Origin of the sequence: Pseudogemmobacter sonorensis (assembly GCF_042762395.1) — a bacterium.
In the GTDB taxonomy this organism is placed as follows: Bacteria; Pseudomonadota; Alphaproteobacteria; order Rhodobacterales; family Rhodobacteraceae; genus Pseudogemmobacter; species Pseudogemmobacter sonorensis.
The window spans coordinates 56,397-71,543 of record NZ_JBEFZE010000006.1 but is presented as its reverse complement, the minus strand read 5'-3'; the positions used below and the strand labels follow the sequence as shown (position 1 = coordinate 71,543).

Sequence of the window (15,147 nt, the reverse complement as noted above, 5' to 3'; positions counted from 1 at the left end):
CCGAGATGAGCCTGAACAGCTTCGGCCATATCTTCCGCGTCACGACCTGGGGCGAAAGCCACGGGCCCGCGCTTGGCTGCACGGTGGACGGGGTGCCGCCGGGCGTGCCGCTTTCGGAAGGCGATCTGCAGCCCTGGCTCGACCGCCGCAAGCCCGGCACCTCGCGCTTCACCACCCAGCGGCGCGAGGCCGACGAGGTGCGCATCCTCTCAGGCCTTTTCGAGGGCAGGACCACCGGCACCCCCCTGCAACTGATGATCGAGAACACCGACCAGAGGTCGAAGGACTATGGCGAGATCGCCCGCCAGTTCCGCCCCGGCCATGCCGATATCGCCTATCACCTTAAATACGGCATTCGCGACCATCGCGGCGGGGGGCGCTCCTCCGCGCGCGAGACGGCGGCGCGGGTGGCGGCTGGGGGGGTTGCGCGCGCCGCGCTGGCGCGGCTGGCGCCGGATCTGCGCATCTCGGGCTATATGGTGCAGATGGGCCCGCGCGCGATCGACCGCGCCCGCTTCGATGCCGCCGAGATCGAGCGCAATCCCTTCTGGTGCCCCGATCCGGTCGCGGCGGCGGATTGGGCCGATTACCTCGACGACCTGCGCAAAGCCCATGATTCGGTCGGCGCCGTGGTCGAGGTGGTGGCAAGCGGCGTCCCCCCCGGCCTTGGCGCGCCGCTTTACGGCAAGCTCGACGGCGACCTCGCGGCGGCGATGATGTCGATCAACGCCGTGAAGGCGGTCGAGATCGGCGAGGGCATGGCCGCCGCCGCCCTGACCGGCAGCGAGAATGCCGACCAGATGCGGATGGGCGCGGCGGGCGTCGAATTCCTCTCCAATCACGCCGGAGGGATCCTGGGCGGCATTTCGACCGGCCAGCCGGTGGTCTGCCGTTTCGCGGTCAAGCCCACCTCCTCGATCCTGACGCCGCGCGCCTCGGTCGATCTGGACGGGCGCGAGGTCGAGGTGGTGACCAAGGGCCGCCACGACCCCTGCGTCGGCATCCGCGCCGTGCCGGTGGGCGAGGCGATGATGGCCTGCGTCCTGCTCGACCACCTGCTGCTCGACCGCGCTCAGACCGGGGGCGCGCGCGGCCGCATCGGCTGAGCCTCAAGGATCTCGCGCAGCCGCGCGAAGCTCGCGGGCGGGCCGCCGGGGGGAGCATCCTCGGCCAGGAAGGCGTCGAGCCCGGGCCAGAGCCGGATCGCCCGGTCGACCCCGGGATCGCTGCCCGAGACGTAAAGCCCGGCCTGGATCATCATCTCGGCCCGGTCCCAGGCGCCGAGCGTGCGCCGGGCATCCTCGATCAGCCGATTCTCGGTCTCGGAGGCGACGCCCGGCAGGCTGCGCGAGACCGAGCGCAGCAGATCCACCGCCGGATAGCGCCCGCGTTCGGCGATGCGGCGGTCCAGCACGACATGGCCGTCGATGGTGCCGCGCAGGATGTCGGCCACCGGCTCTTCCATGTCCGATCCCGCGACCAGGACCGAGAAGACCCCGGTGATGTCGCCGCTGGCGTCGGTCCCAGGCCCCGCCCGTTCGGCCAGGGCCATGATGGCATGGGCGGTCGAGGGCGGATAGCCGCGCAGGCTCGCCGCCTCGCCCGAGGCGACGGCAACCTCGCGATGCGCCTCGGCGAAGCGGGTGACGGAATCGACCAGCAGCAGCACATGCTCGCCCCGGTCGCGGAAATGCTCGGCCACCGCCATCGCCGTCAGCACGCAGCGCCGCCGCATCAGGGGCGACTGGTCCGAGGTCGCCGCCACCACGACCGAACGCGCCATGCCCTGCGGGCCCAGCACGCGCTCGGTGAATTCGCGCAATTCGCGCCCGCGCTCGCCCACCAGCGCGATCACCGCCACATCCGCCGCGACGCCCCGGGCGAATTTCGCAAGCAGGCTGGATTTTCCGACGCCCGATCCGGCGAAAAGCCCGATCCGCTGGCCACGGGCAAGCGGCAGAAGCGTGTCGAAGGCCGCGATTCCGGTCGAAAGCCGCCCCCCCAAGCCGCGGCGCGCGGCGGCGGGCGGCGGCGGGCCCAGCATCGGGCGCCGCGCGACGCCCGACAGCAGGGGCCGCCCGTCCAGGGGCCGCCCCAGCGGATCGACGATCCGCCCCAGCCAGCCCCGATCCGGCGCGATGGCGACCGGCCCCAGCAATTCCACCGCCGCGCCGATCGCCAGCCCCTCGGGGTCGGCCTCGGGCAGGACCAGGGCGCCCCGTAACGACAGTCGGATCACCTCGCCCCCCAGCGGGCCCGAGGCGGTCTCCACCTCCACCCGGTCGCCCAGTGCCGCCCGCGACAGGCCCGAGACCCGCAGCAGCCCCCGCGACAGTTCGCGCAGCCGTCCGACATCGCGCATCGGCTGGATCGCCGCGATTTCCGCCTGAAGTGATTCAAATACGCCGGGCATCCCGTTCCCCCTTGGTTCGCCGATTACCCTTTCTAAAGGAATCACCCTTAAGCCTTGGTGAAGTTGGTCGAGGGAGAAGCCCCGATGTTTGAAAAGCTGGAATTGTCCAGAATGGCCCAGGCTTTGGCTGCCCATGCCGGTTCGCGGATGGGGGTAATCGCCCGCAATGTCTCGAATGCCGATACGCCCGGCTACAAGGCGCGCGATCTGACGGATTTCGCCACGGTCTGGCAAGCCGGGAGCGGCGAGATGCGCGCCACCCGGCCCGGCCATACCGGCCCCGTGATCGCTCGCACCGCCGAGATGATCGACGGCAGGGGATCCGAATCCCCGAACGGCAATACCGTCTCGCTCGAGATGGAAATGGTCAAATCCGCCTCCGCCCGGCAGGATCACGAAATGGCGCTGGCGATCTATCGCGCCAGTTCAGGCGTGATCCGCTCGGCCCTCGGTCGCAACTGAGGGGGGCGGGGATGAACACGCTCGACAGCGCGCTCGGCCTTGCCGCCGCCGGGATGGAGGCCCAGGCCAGCCGCCTGCGCCACGTTTCCGAAAACATCGCCAATGCCGATACGCCCGGCTATCGCCGCAAGGTGATCTCCTTCGAGGCCTCGACCGAGACCGGGCGGATCGAACCGGGGCGGGTGCGGCTTGACCGGACCGACCTGCCCCGCATCCACGACCCCGGCCATCCGCTTGCCGATGCTGCGGGGTATTACGACGGATCGAATGTCGATCTGATCATCGAGATCGCCGACGCGCGCGAGGCGCAGCGCAGCTACGAGGCCAATCTGAGACTGTTCGACCAGGCACGCCAGATGACGCAAAGCCTGTTCGACATCCTGCGCCGATAGGAGAAACCTATGGACCCGATCACCTCAATCGCCGCAAGGAATTACGCGCAGGCCAGAACAGCCGCAGCGCCCGGCCCCTCCGACGGGGGGGGCTTCAGCCTGGCGGGGGCGGCGGAGAATTTCGCCGAAACCCTCCTCCGCCATGAAACCACGGCCCGCGCCGCCATGACGGGCGGCGCGGATCCCCATGCGCTGGTCGAGGCTCTGGCCTCGTCCCAGCTCGCGGTGGAAACTGTGGTGACCGTCCGCGACCGCGTGGTCGAGGCCTATCAGGAAATCCTCAGGATGCCGGTCTGATGACCGAGGCGGCGATCTATGACGTGACGCGCCAGGCGCTGTGGATCGCCGTGGTGATCTCGGCTCCGCTTCTGGTGGTGGCGCTGGTGACCGGGGTGGTGATCGGACTGTTCCAGGCCCTGACCTCGATCCAGGAGATGACGCTGACCTTCGTGCCGAAAATGGCGGCGATGCTGGCGGTGTTCTGGGTGTCGATGACCTTCATGACCGCCACGCTGGTTGCCTTCTTCACCGGAGTCGTGATCCCCGGCATCACTGGCTGACAAAGGAAAGACACAATGGATGCAGCGGGATATGTGACGCTTGGCCGCCAATCCGGCCTGATGCGCGAGATGGGGGTGGTCGCCAACAACATCGCCAATCTCTCGACCACCGGCTTTCGGCGCGAAGGCGTGACCTTCGCCGAACATGTCGCGCGGATGGAGCGGGGGCCCTCGCTGTCCATGGCGCATGGCAATGCCCGCATGGTCGATCTGCGCCAGGCCGGTCTGGCGCAGACCGGGGGCGCCTTCGACCTGGGCATCCAGGGCGAGGGCTTCTTCCTTGTCGCCACGCCCGAGGGCGAACGGCTGACCCGCGCGGGCAGCTTCACCCCTTCGGCCGATGGCGAATTGGTGACGGCAGAGGGCTTCCCCCTGCTCGACCTCGGGGCCGCGCCCATCGTCCTGCCCCCCGGCACCCAGGTCGCGGTGGCCGAAGACGGCACGATCTCGGCCGACGGCCTGCCGGTCGGGCAGATCGGGCTCTGGCGCCCGCTGGATCCGCTGGCTTTGCGCCATACCGCCGGAAGCATGTTCGACGGCGGCGAGATCGAGCCGGTCGAGACCCCCGTCATGCTCCAGGGCTTTCTGGAGGAAAGCAACGTGAACCCCGTGGCCGAGATCGCCCGCATGATCGAGGTCCAGCGCGCCTATGAGATGGGCCAGAAATTCCTCGAGGCCGAGGACAACCGCGCCCGCACCCTGCTCCAGACCCTTGGAAGGTAGAAGATGAAAGCGCTTCACATCGCGGCGACCGGCATGACCGCCCAGCAGATGAAGGTGGATGTGGTCTCGAACAATCTCGCGAACATGTCGACCACCGGCTACAACGCCCGGCGCGCCGATTTCGCCGATCTGCATTACCAGCAATATGCCCGCCCGGGCACCGTCACCGCCGAGGATGGCTCGATGCTGCCGACCGGGATCCAGATCGGGCTCGGGGTGCGGCCCACCTCGGTCTCGGTGATCGTGGCGCAGGGCTCGCTCGCGCTGACCGGGGGCGATCTCGATCTCGCGATCGAGGGCGGCGGCTATCTTGAGGTCACCTTGCCCTCGGGGCTGTCGGCCTTCACCCGCGACGGCGGGCTCAAACGCTCAGCCGACGGGCTGATCGTGACCTCGGACGGCCATCAGGTCCAGCCCGGCATCACCATTCCCGGCGATGCGCGCTCCATCGCCATCAACGCCGCGGGTGAAATCTACGCCTATTTCGACGATCGGGTCGAGCCCGAGCTTCTGGGCCAGTTCACCCTCGCGGGCTTCACCAATGAAAAGGGGCTGGAGGCGATCGGCTCCAACCTGTTTCTGGAAACCGCCGCCTCCGGCCCGCCGATGATCGGAGATCCCGGGATCGACGGCCTGGGCACGTTGCGCCAGGGCTATCTGGAGGAAAGCTCCGTCGATCCGGTGCGAGAAGTCACCGAACTGATCAAGGCGCAGCGCGGATACGAGTTGAACGCCAAGGTGATCACCGCCGCCGACCAGATGCTGGCCGCAACGACGCAGGTGCGATGATGCGGATCACCCTGACCCTGACCCTGACCCTGATGCTCGCGCCGGTGGCAGGGGCCGCCGAAAGCCTCGTGGCGTTGCGCAGCCTGCCCGCCCGCACCGTGATCGCGCCGGGCGATGTCGCGCTGGTCGACGCCGAAATCCCCGATGCGCTGACCCGGGCTGATGCGGCCATCGGCAAGGAAACCCGCGTCGCGATCTATGCCGGGCGCGCGGTGCGCGCGGCCGATCTCGGCGCCCCCGCCCTGGTCGAGCGCAATGCCAGCGTCATATTGCTCTATCGCAACCTCGGCCTGTCGATCCAGGCCGAGGGCCGGGCCCTCGCCCGCGGGGCAGAGGGCGAGACGGTGCGCGTCATGAACCTCGCCTCGAAAGTAACCGTCTCGGGCATCGTCCAAAGCGATGGCCGCATTCTTGTCGGAGGAGACCGTCGACCATGAAACCCCTCCTGCCCTTCACTCTCGCCACCGTGCTGGCCGGATGCGGAAGCCTTTCGCAGGTCGGCCGCGCGCCCGACTTCTCGGCCCTTGAAGGCAGCTATCAGCATCATGCAATCTATTCCGCCCCGATGCCGGAAATCGCCGATCCTTCGGGCCCGACCGATGCCTCTTCGCTCTGGACCGGCCACACCGAATCGCTTCTTGGCGACCGCCGGGCCGCGCGGCGCGGCGACATCCTGACCGTGGTCATCGAGATCGACGACAGCGCGCGGATCTCGAACTCCACCGGGCGGTCGCGAACCGGCTCGCAAAGCATGGGGATCTCCGAATTCTTCGGTATTCCGCAGCGCCTGGACGAGCGTTTGCCGGAAGGGGCCAGCATGGAGGATGCGGTGGCGACCAATGGCGCCTCGACCTTTTCGGGCAGCGGCAATGTCACCCGCTCCGAGCGGATGATGCTGCGCGTCGCCGCCACCGTGGTCGAGAAATTGCCCAACGGCGTGCTGCGGATCGAGGGCCAGCAGGAGGTCCGCGTCAACAATGAGCTGCGCGAATTGATCGTGACCGGCTATGTCCGCCCCGCCGATATCTCGCGCCAGAATGAGGTCACTTACGACAAGATCGCCGGCGCGCGAATCTCATATGGCGGGCGGGGCCAGATCTCCGATGTGCAACAGCCCAAATACGGCCAGCAGATCACCGATATCCTTCTGCCCTATTGAGCCCGCAGATGAAAATGCTTCTTCCCCTTCTTCTCGGCCTTGTCGGTCTGGGCATCGGCCTTGGGGCGGGGCTTGCGCTGCGGCCCGCCCCGGACGGTCAGGAGGATATCGCGGCAGCCCCCATCGCCGGGGTTCAGCCCGAATATGTCCGCCTGAACAACCAGTTCATAGTGCCAGTGCTGGAAGGCGGTCGGATCGCCTCGATGGTCGTTCTGACCCTGAGCCTTGAGATCGCCCCAGGAAATTCCGAAACCGTCTTCGCGCGGGAGCCGAAAATCCGCGACGCCTTCCTCGAAGTGCTGTTCGACCACGCGAATACCGGCGGATTCTACGGCGCCTTCACCGATGCCGCCAATCTGGTCTTCCTGCGCAAGGCGCTGACCGAGACCGCCCAGGGCATTCTCGGCCCGATCGTCAGCAATGTCCTGATCATCGAGATCAACCGCCAGGATGGCTGAACCCGGCGCCGTGGCATTTATCGCGGCCTCGTCAGCCGCGAAACCCGCTCCAGCGCGTCCTTTCGGCCGAAGGCGGCACAGGCCTCGCCCAGATGGGCCTGCCACTCCGCCTGGGCCTTGAGCAGCTGCGCCCTCAATTCCGCGCGGCGCAACGCCGCCCAGCTTTCATATGCAAAAAGCGATGGCGCCACCACCGGGTCCAGCGCATCCTGGGACGCGGGTCGGCCGAGGTCGTCGAGCCGCGCCTGCAAGGCCGCGATACGGGCCGCGGCCTCGCGCAGCCGGGCCGAGCGTGCCTCCAGGAGCAACCCCGCCATATCCACCATCCGGCTCAAGGGCTTCTCCGTCATCCGTGCCTCCTTTTCGCCGCCTTGCGCCGCATGGCGGTGGCGAAACGAATCGCGGCGGCAACGGCGGCATAATGCTCGCGCCGGATCTCCTGCCCGATCTCGGTCGAGGCATGCAGCGCCCGCGCCGTGGGCGGATCGCGGCGCAGGGGCACCCCGGCCTCCTGCGCCGCCTCGCGGATCCGGGCGGCGATCTCGTCCACGCCCTTAGCCACGCAGACAGGCGCCCGGCCCCCCGCCCGGTCCCATTTCAGCGCCACCGCGTAATGGGTCGGATTGACGATCACGACATCGGCCTTCGGCACCTCGGCCATCATCTGCCGCCCGGCCACTTCCTGGGCGCGACGGCGGCGGTCGGCCTTCATATGGGGATCGCCCTCGGCATCCTTCATCTCATCGGTCATTTCCTTGCGCGTCATCCGGTTGCGGCGCAAAAACTGCGCCCGCTGCCAGATGAAATCCGGCAGGCCGAAGACCAGCGAGATCAGGATGACAAGCACCGCAAATCCGCCCATCCTCTCGACGATCGCCAGCCCGATCTGGCCCGCATCCATCCTGAGGCTGGTGTAGAGCACCCCGGCGCTGGCCCGCAGATAAAGCGCCAGGACCGCGCCGATCACGATCAGTTTCAGCGCCCGGCGCGCGAAATCCATCAGGCCGGCCCGCCCGAATTTCTGCTTCGCATTCGCAGGAATGGAAAGCCGCTCGGGCTTCGGAACAATGCGCGAGGGCGCAAAGACCAGCCCGCGTGACGCGATGAGCCAGACCAGGACCGCAATCCCCGGCACCAGCAGCAGCAAAAGCACCGGGCCGGTCATGGCCGTGACTGCGGGCAGCAGAAGCGCCGATTGCAGGCGCATTTCTTGCGGGCGGTCCAGAAAGGCGATCGCGGTCCCGCCCCAGACCGACAACGCATATCCGCCCGCCCCGGCGAAAGCCAGCAGCAACCCCGAGGCGGCGACGGCCGCCTGGAGTTCCTCGGACCGCACGCTGTCGCCCTCTTCCCGCGCGCGGTCGAGGCGCCGCTGCGACGGGTCGAACTCCTTGCTTTCGGCGCTTTGCTCCTCGGCCATGGGGTCACGGCACCAAGGGAAGCAGAAGCGCCCGGTCCATCGCCTCGCGCCAGACGACCAGCAGATGCGGCGCGATCAGCGCCAGCAGGACGAGCCCCCCAAGCGTCAGCGCCGGGGCGCCGATGAAGGTGACCATCAGCATCGGCATAGCGCGATTGATCACCCCGAGCGCGAGATTGTAGAGCAGCGCCGCCAGAACGAAGGGGGCCGCAAGGGCGAAGGCCAGGGCAAAGGCCCGGCTGATCCGCCCAATCCCCCATTCGGCGATCACCGCCGCCCGGGGCAGTTCACCCGCTGGCATCAGTTGGTAGGAGAGCACCAGCAGCTCCACCGCGCGCGCCACCCCCCCCGTCGCCACGAAAAGCGCGAGCCCCGCAAGCACCAGCACATTCGAGATGATCGGCTGCGGATCCGGGCCGGTTCCATTGAACATCTGCGCCAGCGAGACCGATTGCGCCGCGATGCTGCCCGCCGTCTGAAGCCCGAGCAGCACCAGCCGCAAGCCGATGCCCAGGATCACCCCGACGACGGCCTCGGCCAGGAACGCGGCGGACCCCGGCGCGGGGGCCCACGCCACCGCAGGCGCGACGACAAAGGTCGTAGCCAAGGCCAGCGCAAGCTTGATGCGCTGCGGCACGGCCTGCTCCCCGAATGCCGGGATCAGTGCCACCGCCGCCCCCACCCGCAGAAAGACCAGGGCGAAATGCGCGATCGCCTCTTCCGCCAAGCCGACAAGCCCGGCGAGCCCGGCCCAAAGCCCGTTCATGCCGCGACCTGGCCCAGAAGCGCCGGGCGGCTTTCCATGCCGATCTCCTCATAGGACAGCACCGGAAGATTCAGCCCCTTGGCCTGGACCACAGTGCGCAGGAAGCGCCGCCGCGCCGCCGAGGTCACCAGCGCCACCGGCCCACCCGGCGAGACCTGCGCCAGCCGCTCGGCCAGGCCATTGGCGAGACGGGCGAAAAGATCGGGCGGCAGCGCCACGTCGCGCAACCCGCCCGCGCCCTCCATCTGGTGGCTCTGGAAGCTGCGCTCCCATTCCGGGGCAAGCTGGATCAGCGGCACCGAGCCATCCGCGCGGCGATGCTCGGCCACGATCTGGAAGCCGAGGCGGCGGCGCACATGCTCGCAGATCGCCTCGGGCGCCCCAAGGCCGCGCGCCTCGGAAATCGCTTCGAGGATCAGCGGCAGATTGCGGATCGAGACCCGCTCCTCGAGCAGCAGGCGCAGGACGCCGTGCAGCAGGTCCATCGGCACCTTGTCGGGGATCAGGTCATCGAGCATGCGCCGGTTCGCCTCGCCCCGGGCCCGATCCGAAAGCGTGGTGAACTCGTCGAGCAGCCGTCGCAGCCCGCGCAGCGACAGAAGATGCGAGAGATTGGCCCGCAGCACCTCAAGCAGATGGGTCGCCAGCACCTCGGCGGGCGAGACCACGGTCAGGCCGGAAATGATCGCATCCTCTTGAAGTTCTTTCCGGATCCAGCGTGCGGGGGCGCCGTAGACCGGCTCCTTGACGTCGATCCCCTCCGGCGCAGGCACGTCTTCGGCCAGAAGCACCAGCATCCGGTCCGGGATCAGATTGTCCGCCACCCTCTCCACCCCCTGGATGCGGATGCGATAGGCCCCAGGAGGGAGCATCATCTCGTCGGTCAGGCGGATCTCCGGCAGGATCAGCCCATAGGTGGTGGCGATATGGTTGCGCATGTTCGAGATCCGCCCGTCAAGCCCGGTGGCCGGATCCAATGCCATGCCGACGAGATTGGTTGCGAATTCGATATGGATCTCGTCGAAATCGAGCATGTCACCGATCGGGCGGCGGGGCGGCGGCGCCTCGCTCTCGGCGCCCGGCACCTCGGGGACAGGCTTTGCCCGCCCACCCCGCCAGGCCGCCCAGGCCAGCACGCCAGATGCGGCGATGAAAGGCGTGAAAGGCATCCCCGGCACCACGGCGAACAGCGCCATCAGCCCCGCCACCGTCGCCAGCGCGGCCGGATAGCGCCCAAGCTGGATAAAGAAGGACACATCGGTCGCCCCTTGCGTGCCGCCGCGCGACAGAAGCAGCGCCGCCGCGACCGAGATGATCACCGCCGGGATCTGTCCGACCAACCCGTCGCCAACGGTCAGGATCGAATAGGTCTCAAAGGCGCGGCCGATCTCCATCCCATGCATCAGGATGCCGACCAGAAGCCCGACGATCAGGTTGAGCGCGGTGATCAGCAGCCCCGCGATCGCATCGCCCTTGACGAATTTCGACGCCCCGTCGAGCGAGCCGAAGAAGGTGGTCTCGGCCAGCTCCGTCTCACGCCGCTTCTTCGCCTCCTCATGGGTGATCGCGCCCGCGGACATGTCGGCGTCGATGGCGAGCTGCTTGCCGGGCATCCCGTCCAGCGCGAAACGGGCGCCGACCTCGGCCATGCGGCCCGCGCCCTTGGTGATCACGATGAAATTCACGATCATGATCACGACGAAGATCACGAGGCCGAGGACGAAATTCCCGCCCATGATGAAATTGGCAAATCCCTCGATCACATGGCCCGCGGCATCGGTGCCGGTGTGGCCCTCGCCGATGATGAGCTTGGTCGAGGAGACGTTCAGCGCCAGCCGCAGCAGCAGCGAGGCCAGCAGAATGGTCGGGAAGGCGGAAAAATCCAGCGGGCGCTCGATGAAGAGCGTGACCGTCAGCATCAGGATCGCCAGGGCGAAAGAAATGGCGAGCCCGATATCGAGAAGTCCGGCCGGAACGGGCAGCACCATCATCCCGATCACCGCCATCAGCGCGATGGCGAGCAGAACCGTCGGGCGCAGCGCCGAGGTCAGCATCCCTCCCATCTCAGGACCCCCCGACCAGCGGCCGGATCGCCCCGCTCTTCGGCACCAGGGATCCCATGGTCGCGCCCGGACCCGCCTGAAGCAGGCGAAAGCCGTTCGGGCGTTTGCCGATAGCGGGCGGCTCGGCCCCAAGCGCGAGGAGAATGGGCGTGAAACGCGCAAGATAGCGTTCGGCCAGTTCGGGCGTGGCCGAATGATAGCGCCCCACGGCGTTGGTCCAGTCGCCGCTTTTCGCATGCAGGCTGGCCAGGAAACGCGCAGCGTGAAGGGCGTTCTGGCCCGGGTCAAGCATCGCGTCCGAGGAGGGAAACGCTTGATTGTGCCAGCGCCAGTTCAGTTGAAAGCAGCCGATATCGACATTGCTCACCCCTTGGGGAACCACGGTCGCCAGATGGGACAGCGCCTCTTCCCGCGAAGCGAACCAATGGCTTTTGCCTGCCTGGTTCAGCGTCCAGGGCCAGGGCCGCAGCGCCCCGCCCGCGCCCGCCCTGCCGGTTTCGGTAAGCGCGATCGCGATCAGGACGTCATGTGGAACCCCCGTCTCCACCGCCGCCAGCCGGGCCGCCGTGAGACACAGATCTGCGGGATCCTCGTCCGCAAGCGCCCCGTTTGCCGTGGGCAGGGCGAAAAGCAGGCTGAGGAGAGACGGAAATGCCATTCTGGTCCATTGCATTGGGTTGGTCCGCTGCGCCCGGGCATTCTGCCCAGAGGTTTCTCGCCCCCAAGCTAGAAGCGAATGGTTTCCAAAGCGTTACGGCGCCCCGCCTCTCTCCGTCATGACCAGAAGATCCAGGATCGCCTCGCGCAAAGCGGCGCTTTCGGCAAGCAGGACCTCACCACGCGCAAGAGGCCCGGCAGGTGGCCCCGGCGGGGAGACCGCCACGGCCGGATCGGCCTCCAAGGCTGCGGGGAAGTCTTCGCCAGATCCCGCCGACAAGGCATCGGTGTCAAGAAATGGGACCTCCCCAAGCGCGAAAGCCGCAGCCCTGTCCCAAGGCGCCTCGCCAGCCTGCGCGACATGGCGCCAGTCCCCGGCCCATATCAGCGCTCGCTCGCGCGCGGCCTCATCCCCCGCGCGCCCGAACATCACCGCCGCCGTCGCAGGTTCTCCGAGTTGCAGAACGGCCCGGGCGCGCAGGCCTTCGGCCTCGCTTCCATCCAATCCGGCAAGACCCGCGATCACCCCACGCGCATCGCGCAACGCCAGCCGGGCCCGGGCGACAAGAAGGCGGGCTTCCTCTGCCCCGGTCGAAGGTTGCGAGCCTGCCCAATCGAGCGCGGAGGCGGCAAAGCCCAGGGCCAGGAGCCGCTCGGCCACCGCAAGGCGGATCTGAGGCCGAATGGTTTCGACACGAAGGTCGGCGGCATGGCCTGTCGCCTCGGCCATGAAGATGCCATCAGGCGCAGCGGTAACCGCCAGGGACCAGAGATCCGAACCATTCTCGGAAAAGCGGCCCTGGGCCATGCCCCCGGCATCGGTCCGAATCGAAAAGGCGCCCGGAAAATCCCCGATCATAGCTAGCGCAAGCATTTGCGCGCGGCGCAGAGGGGCCTCGACCGATGTGCCCCTGACCTCTGTCAGGAACGCCGCGATCTGGATCTCGGTCCCGGGCGGAACGACCCTGTCGCCGCGAAAGGCCGCTTCGACCCGCATGGCCAAGGCCCCGGCACCGGTCATGGCGTTGCCGGAAAGCGCGGCCTCGGCCCGCTCTGCCGCAGCCGCTTCATCGCCGGTGGCAAGCTGGTATCCCGCATCCATCAGCGCGAGATCTGCACTCGCCGCGCCCGGCGCGCGCAATGCGGCATCGCGTAGGCGACGCGCAGAGGCCTCGTCGCCGATCTTGAGAAAATATCCGGTCAGAACCGGTCCGAAATGGACACGCAAATGCGGCGGAAGGGCCGAAAAGGCGCGCACCACCGAATCGGCATCCATCCCGGCGCGCTGGTCTTTCAGCGCCAGCGCCAATGTCGCCCAAAGCGCGGCCTGGCCAGAGCACCCCGCCATTCCGTCGAAGGCAGCGCCGGGCGGCGCGGCCAGATCGACGATATGCGACATGGCGACGAGATGGGCGTGTTTCTCTCGTTCCTCCGAAGGAAGCAGCGAAAGAAGCTGGCGGGCTTCGGCGCCGAAGCCCAAAGCCAGATATCGTCGCGCGGCATCCGGGACACGATCCGGATCTGGCATGTCGAACTCGCCCAGAAGCCCATCCCTCAGCGCGGCGAAATGCGCCGCGACCGGCTCGGGCAACAGCCATTCGGCCAAGGCCAACCGGTCATCGGCGATGCAGATATCGGTCGGCGGCAGCGCCTCGGCCTCCGGCGAGGAGGGGCGCGAAGCCGCGATCCCCGGCAAGCCTTCGATGCCGATCCGAAGCCCCGGCGTGTCGCTCGGCAGGGCGGCGAGCATCGGAAACTCGGCCCTCTCGGCAAGTTCCACGACACCTTCGGCCATACCGCGGCTGATCTGCATCAGCAATGCCTCTCTGAGCGGACCGAAGTCGGCAAGCAAGGGCCCTGCGACCTGGCCCGGCGCCGATGCCGTCTCCACCGCGCGCCCGGCCTGCCAAAGCGCGATCCAGTCGTAGCCCGAAGGGGAAGGGGCGGGTGCGGGAAGAGGGGGAGGCAGCTCCGCAGCGTCCAGCACATCTTCGAAATCCGATCCGGGCGGGGCGGAGCCATCCTTCACATCCAGCACGATCATGTCGGGGCGGAACTCAAAAGCGATGATATGGCAGTTGCAGGACAGGGCGATCCGCAGCCTGCCGCTTTGCGGGTCGCGCCAGAGCCCCGAGACCCTGTCCCTCGGGATCCGGTCGAAGGCGCGGGTCAGGTCGAATCCGGTCACGGCCGGACCAAGTTCCAGCGCATAGCCCGCCTCGCCCCGCCCCAGGCGCCAGTCGCCCGGCGCCTGGGCCTCGACCACGATCCGGGTGAAATCGGGATGTTCGCCGCCCCGGACCTGGGCGATCTCGGCCCGTAGTGGGGTGGCGAGCAGGACCCCCAGCAAGAGGGCGAGCCGCATCACGCCGCTTCCTGCTTGAGATCGCGCAAGGCGGATTCCAGATCGCCGAAGCCGGGGCGGACGTGATGCGGCGTGTTCTGGCGGCCGACCTCGATGCAGATATTCGCCGGATGCCGATGCAGGTTGGCGATCAGAACCTCGCGGATCAGTTGGTAGAAATGGGCATCCTCCTCGACCACCGCCTTCACCCTGGCCGCGAAGGGCCCCATCAGCCCGTAGGCCAGGAAGACGCCCAGAAAGGTGCCGACCAGCGCGCCGCCGATCATCCTGCCCAGCACCTCGGGCGGCTGGTCGATCGAGGCCATGGTCTTGATCACGCCCAGAACCGCCGCCACGATTCCCAGGGCCGGCAGCCCATCCGCCATGGTCTGGAGCGAATGGCTCGAATGCATGGCATGATGCATCTGCACCTCCATCCGCTTGTCGAGAACCTCTTCGACCTGATGGGGATCGTCATAGTTCATCGAAGCCGCGCGCAGGGTGTCGCAGATCAGCTCGATCGCATCGGGATCGTGCTGGATGCGGGGATAGCGCGCGAAGATCGACGAGCCATCGGGATTTTCGATATGCTCCTCCAGCGCGACGGGATTGCTGCGTGCCAGCCGGATCAGCTCGAAGAGAAGGCAGAGCAGGTCGCGATAGTCGGCAGGCTTCCAGCGCGTGCCCTTGAAGACCTTGCCGATGTCGCGGAGCGTCTGCTTCACCGCGGCCAGGTCGTTCGAGATCAGGAAGGCACCGATCGCCGCCCCGCCGATCATGGCGAGTTCGAAAGGCAATGACGCGAGGATGATCCCCAGCTTGCCCCCCGCCGCGACATAGCCGCCGAAGACCATCACGAAGATCACCGCGATACCGACGATTCCAATCATGCGCCCCATCCTGGAAAGTTCGGCGCCGATCCTGCTGGCGCGACGTTAACA

At 67.7% G+C, this 15,147-nt stretch carries 18 protein-coding genes; 10 read left to right on the top strand and 8 right to left on the bottom strand.

Features of this window, described 5'->3' with window-relative positions; all coding sequences use genetic code 11:
- The first annotated feature begins 5 nt into the window (after positions 1 to 5).
- Positions 6 to 1,106, top strand: a complete 1,101-nt coding sequence (aroC, locus tag ABNX41_RS06725; RefSeq protein WP_438668956.1) for a chorismate synthase — start codon at positions 6 to 8, stop codon at positions 1,104 to 1,106.
- On the opposite strand, the gene ABNX41_RS06720 is transcribed toward aroC, so the two are convergent.
- Entirely contained in the window at positions 1,073 to 2,413 is a 1,341-nt protein-coding gene (locus ABNX41_RS06720) for a FliI/YscN family ATPase (protein ID WP_438668955.1), read from the bottom strand. The two genes, aroC and ABNX41_RS06720, sit on opposite strands and share 34 nt — an antisense overlap.
- Before the next feature lie 84 nt (positions 2,414 to 2,497).
- On the opposite strand from ABNX41_RS06720, the gene ABNX41_RS06715 reads away from it, so the two are divergent.
- From ABNX41_RS06715 to ABNX41_RS06675, 9 genes are read left to right on the top strand one after another with little or no spacing between them, the layout of a single operon-like run.
- Positions 2,498 to 2,875 carry a FlgB family protein gene (locus ABNX41_RS06715; protein WP_438668954.1) on the top strand — a complete coding sequence of 126 codons (378 nt, stop codon included), beginning with the start codon at positions 2,498 to 2,500 and terminating at the stop codon, positions 2,873 to 2,875.
- A gap of 11 nt (positions 2,876 to 2,886) precedes the next feature.
- Positions 2,887 to 3,267, top strand: a complete 381-nt coding sequence (gene flgC / locus ABNX41_RS06710; protein WP_438668953.1) for a flagellar basal body rod protein FlgC — start codon at positions 2,887 to 2,889, stop codon at positions 3,265 to 3,267.
- A 9-nt stretch (positions 3,268 to 3,276) separates the two neighbouring features.
- Positions 3,277 to 3,564 carry a flagellar hook-basal body complex protein FliE gene (fliE, locus tag ABNX41_RS06705; RefSeq protein WP_438668952.1) on the top strand — a complete coding sequence of 96 codons (288 nt, stop codon included), beginning with the start codon at positions 3,277 to 3,279 and terminating at the stop codon, positions 3,562 to 3,564.
- Complete coding sequence (locus ABNX41_RS06700) at positions 3,564 to 3,827, top strand: flagellar biosynthetic protein FliQ (protein WP_438668951.1); 264 nt, start codon at positions 3,564 to 3,566, stop codon at positions 3,825 to 3,827. Before fliE ends, ABNX41_RS06700 begins: the two co-directional genes overlap by 1 nt.
- 15 nt (positions 3,828 to 3,842) lie before the next feature.
- Complete coding sequence (locus ABNX41_RS06695) at positions 3,843 to 4,550, top strand: flagellar hook-basal body complex protein (RefSeq protein WP_438668950.1); 708 nt, start codon at positions 3,843 to 3,845, stop codon at positions 4,548 to 4,550.
- A gap of 3 nt (positions 4,551 to 4,553) precedes the next feature.
- Positions 4,554 to 5,339: a flagellar basal-body rod protein FlgG gene (gene flgG, locus ABNX41_RS06690; protein ID WP_438668949.1), complete on the top strand. Its 786-nt coding sequence runs from the start codon at positions 4,554 to 4,556 to the stop codon at positions 5,337 to 5,339.
- A complete protein-coding gene (flgA, locus tag ABNX41_RS06685; protein WP_438668948.1) occupies positions 5,336 to 5,776 on the top strand; it encodes a flagellar basal body P-ring formation chaperone FlgA in 441 nt (146 codons plus the stop codon). The genes flgG and flgA overlap by 4 nt, the downstream gene beginning before the upstream one ends.
- Positions 5,773 to 6,498 carry a flagellar basal body L-ring protein FlgH gene (flgH, locus tag ABNX41_RS06680; RefSeq protein ID WP_438668947.1) on the top strand — a complete coding sequence of 242 codons (726 nt, stop codon included), beginning with the start codon at positions 5,773 to 5,775 and terminating at the stop codon, positions 6,496 to 6,498. The genes flgA and flgH overlap by 4 nt, the downstream gene beginning before the upstream one ends.
- A gap of 8 nt (positions 6,499 to 6,506) precedes the next feature.
- Positions 6,507 to 6,956, top strand: coding sequence for a flagellar basal body-associated FliL family protein (locus ABNX41_RS06675; RefSeq protein WP_438668946.1), 450 nt, complete (start codon positions 6,507 to 6,509; stop codon positions 6,954 to 6,956).
- A gap of 17 nt (positions 6,957 to 6,973) precedes the next feature.
- On the opposite strand, the gene ABNX41_RS06670 is transcribed toward ABNX41_RS06675, so the two are convergent.
- The 7 genes from ABNX41_RS06670 to motA all read right to left on the bottom strand — a co-directional run bounded on the left by ABNX41_RS06670 (position 6,974) and on the right by motA (position 15,096).
- The gene (locus ABNX41_RS06670) at positions 6,974 to 7,306 is read right to left on the bottom strand and encodes a hypothetical protein (protein ID WP_438668945.1); all 333 of its coding nucleotides are present in this window, start codon (positions 7,304 to 7,306) and stop codon (positions 6,974 to 6,976) included.
- Positions 7,303 to 8,376, bottom strand: coding sequence for an EscU/YscU/HrcU family type III secretion system export apparatus switch protein (locus tag ABNX41_RS06665; protein ID WP_438668944.1), 1,074 nt, complete (start codon positions 8,374 to 8,376; stop codon positions 7,303 to 7,305). Before ABNX41_RS06665 ends, ABNX41_RS06670 begins: the two co-directional genes overlap by 4 nt.
- A gap of 4 nt (positions 8,377 to 8,380) precedes the next feature.
- Complete coding sequence (locus ABNX41_RS06660) at positions 8,381 to 9,142, bottom strand: flagellar biosynthetic protein FliR (RefSeq protein ID WP_438668943.1); 762 nt, start codon at positions 9,140 to 9,142, stop codon at positions 8,381 to 8,383.
- Positions 9,139 to 11,205, bottom strand: a complete 2,067-nt coding sequence (flhA, locus tag ABNX41_RS06655) for a flagellar biosynthesis protein FlhA (RefSeq protein ID WP_438668942.1) — start codon at positions 11,203 to 11,205, stop codon at positions 9,139 to 9,141. Before flhA ends, ABNX41_RS06660 begins: the two co-directional genes overlap by 4 nt.
- 1 nt (position 11,206) lies before the next feature.
- Complete coding sequence (locus ABNX41_RS06650; protein WP_438668941.1) at positions 11,207 to 11,863, bottom strand: lysozyme family protein; 657 nt, start codon at positions 11,861 to 11,863, stop codon at positions 11,207 to 11,209.
- 93 nt (positions 11,864 to 11,956) lie between these two features.
- Positions 11,957 to 14,227: a hypothetical protein gene (locus ABNX41_RS06645; RefSeq protein WP_438668940.1), complete on the bottom strand. Its 2,271-nt coding sequence runs from the start codon at positions 14,225 to 14,227 to the stop codon at positions 11,957 to 11,959.
- The gene (gene motA, locus ABNX41_RS06640; protein WP_438668939.1) at positions 14,227 to 15,096 is read right to left on the bottom strand and encodes a flagellar motor stator protein MotA; all 870 of its coding nucleotides are present in this window, start codon (positions 15,094 to 15,096) and stop codon (positions 14,227 to 14,229) included. The genes ABNX41_RS06645 and motA overlap by 1 nt, the downstream gene beginning before the upstream one ends.
- Positions 15,097 to 15,147 lie beyond the last annotated feature (51 nt).